Source organism: Pseudomonadota bacterium (genome assembly GCA_026388215.1).
GTDB lineage: Bacteria > Desulfobacterota > Syntrophorhabdia > Syntrophorhabdales > Syntrophorhabdaceae > JAPLKF01.
The window spans coordinates 1-2,216 of record JAPLKF010000212.1; the positions used below are offsets into that span (position 1 = coordinate 1).

The 2,216-nt window shown below is 40.0% G+C and carries 4 protein-coding genes; 1 reads left to right on the forward strand and 3 read right to left on the reverse strand.

The window, feature by feature from the left end:
* Positions 1 to 146 precede the first annotated feature (146 nt).
* From NTU69_10855 to tnpA, 3 genes are read right to left on the reverse strand one after another with little or no spacing between them, the layout of a single operon-like run.
* The gene (locus NTU69_10855; protein MCX5804008.1) at positions 147 to 1,109 is read right to left on the reverse strand and encodes a transposase; all 963 of its coding nucleotides are present in this window, start codon (positions 1,107 to 1,109) and stop codon (positions 147 to 149) included.
* A 34-nt stretch (positions 1,110 to 1,143) separates the two neighbouring features.
* On the reverse strand, positions 1,144 to 1,314 hold the full coding sequence (locus NTU69_10860; protein ID MCX5804009.1) for a helix-turn-helix domain-containing protein: 171 nt from the start codon (positions 1,312 to 1,314) through the stop codon (positions 1,144 to 1,146).
* Positions 1,307 to 1,708: an IS200/IS605 family transposase gene (gene tnpA, locus NTU69_10865; protein MCX5804010.1), complete on the reverse strand. Its 402-nt coding sequence runs from the start codon at positions 1,706 to 1,708 to the stop codon at positions 1,307 to 1,309. Before tnpA ends, NTU69_10860 begins: the two co-directional genes overlap by 8 nt.
* Before the next feature lie 79 nt (positions 1,709 to 1,787).
* Between tnpA and NTU69_10870 the strand changes: the two genes are divergently transcribed.
* On the forward strand, positions 1,788 to 2,216 hold a 429-nt coding region (locus tag NTU69_10870), incomplete at its 3' end, for a hypothetical protein (protein ID MCX5804011.1).

Consider the following 2,216-nt stretch of genomic DNA (forward strand, 5'->3'; position numbering starts at 1 on the left):
TTTGTTAAGGACCTCCTTTTTCTTCCAAACCGTATTCTGGAGGTATCAATATGATTTCAATACTATCATTCCCGGAAAGGGGGCCTTACGGAAAAGCATCGTGGCGTGGAAACACATCCGGTTACATCGTAAAGGAGCTCCGTGAACTACCCCGTCCTTACGGACAGGGCTTCCTGGTTCAACGAGGGGCATTGATACACCGCCTCTCCCCAGGCGTTAATTCCCGCAGTCCCTGCGGTAGATTTTAGGAGTATATTTTGAGCAGCATTATGGTCTCTATCCATAACGGTCTTACAGAAAGGACACCGATGTATCCTTTGAGCAAGGGTTTTAGGAACAGGCTCGCCACAAACACTGCAATTGATGCTTGTATAATGTGGGGATACTTTCTCTACCAAACATCCAGCTTCTTCCGCTTTATATGTAAGGTAATTGAGAAACTGTCTCCATCCAGCATCACTAATAGACTTGGCAAGATGATGATTTCTTACCATACCTTTTATATGCAGGTTCTCTACAACTATAAAACCATAGGTATCCACAATCTTACGAGATACTTTGTGGTGAAAGTCGTTTCTCTGATTACGAACTTTGCAATGAAGTTTAGCAACCTTAATCCTTGCCTTCTTTCTGTTTTTACATCCCTTCTTCTTTTGAGAAAGCTGCCTCTGTTTGGTGATAAGTCTTTCTTCAGACTTACGAAGATATTTGGGATTATCTATAATCTCACCATTAGAAAGTGTAGCAAAGGATTTGATACCCATATCAATACCGATAGCCTTATCAGGTATAAGTTTTTTGACAGGCCCATACTCAACGGAAAAGCAAGCATACCACCTGTCAATCTCTTTCTTAATGGTGCAGGTCTCTATATCACCTTTTATCTCTCTGTGCTTCTTGAGCTTTATGGTTCCTATTTTAGAAAGTTTAAGACCCTGCTCTGTCAATTGAAAACCAGGCTGTTGAGGATAAGTGATAGAATCATATCTGTTTTCACTTTTGAAACGAGGATAGCCAGCCTTGCCATTTTTCTCTTTGAGCCTACGAAAGAAACCCTGAAATGCCCTTTCTACTCTAAACAGAACATCTTGAAGGACTTGAGAATGAATATCATTAAGAAACTCTATTTTCTTTTTATCGGATTTAAGTTTCCTGTTGCCTTATGCGAGAAAGACCCTTGCCTGTCTGCTCATAATTATTCCTTCTATCCAGAAGACAGGAGTTATACAGAATATGACACATATCAAGCGTCCACTCAAGTTTCTGAACCTGCTTCTTTGTTGGATAAAGTCTGTATTTGTAGGTCTTACGCATTCTGGTTCTCCACATATCGCTTTAAGTCTTCAAGTGTTACTTGTCCAGTTGAAGCAAGAAAGTAAGAAGGACTCCAAAAATGTCCTTCCCATAGTTTCTTTTTTACATCTGGAAACTCTCGAAATATCAGCCTTGCAGAAACGGATTTCAGGCTATTTACAAACTTGGAAGGCTGTATTTGAGGTTTACTGGAAAAGAGGATATGTATATGGTCAATAGCAGTTTCCTGTTCAATAATTTCTACACCGAAGGCTTTGGCAACATCAAGGTTGATTGCTTTCAATCTTGCAGAAATAGTATCTGTAAGAACTTTTTGTCTATATTTCACACAAGCAACATAGTGGAACTGAAGGCAGTAAACAGAGTGGTTTCCTTTATCAAATTTGTATTTCATAGGTATAATTATAGTAGAACTGAAAAACAATGTCAAGCAAATTCGCCGATTCATCCCTTCCCTTATAGAAGGGAACTTCTTGGCAGGAGAGTTAAAAAGATTACCACGCAATGCGGATTATGTTTTTTTTCATCCTCCCTATTATAACATCATAGCTTACTCAGGCGAGGTATGGGGAAAAACACCGCATCCCGACGATCTTTCAAGGTGCGGTTCACCAGAGGAATTCCTGCAAAAGCTCGAGATAGCGCTATTGAATATTTACGAGGCAGTCTGCAAGGGAGGAAATTATTCAGTGCTTATGGGCGATGTGAGAAAAAACGGATGGTACTGGTCGTTACAGTCAGATATTATTCAGTTTGCTCCAGGGAAACTTGAAGGAATAGTTATCAAGGCGCAGCATAACTGCGACAGCGCTAACAAAAACTATGCCGGAGGGTTTATCCCTATCTATCACGAGTATATACTAAACTTCAAAAAAGAGAACTTTGTGGTAAGTTTGCTTGAA

Excerpts from the sequence above, each read along its gene's own strand:
- NTU69_10860 (MCX5804009.1), bottom strand. The coding sequence starts at position 1,314 with ATGCGTAAGACCTACAAATACAGACTTTATCCAACAAAGAAGCAGGTT.
- tnpA (MCX5804010.1), bottom strand. The coding sequence starts at position 1,708 with ATGAAATACAAATTTGATAAAGGAAACCACTCTGTTTACTGCCTTCAG.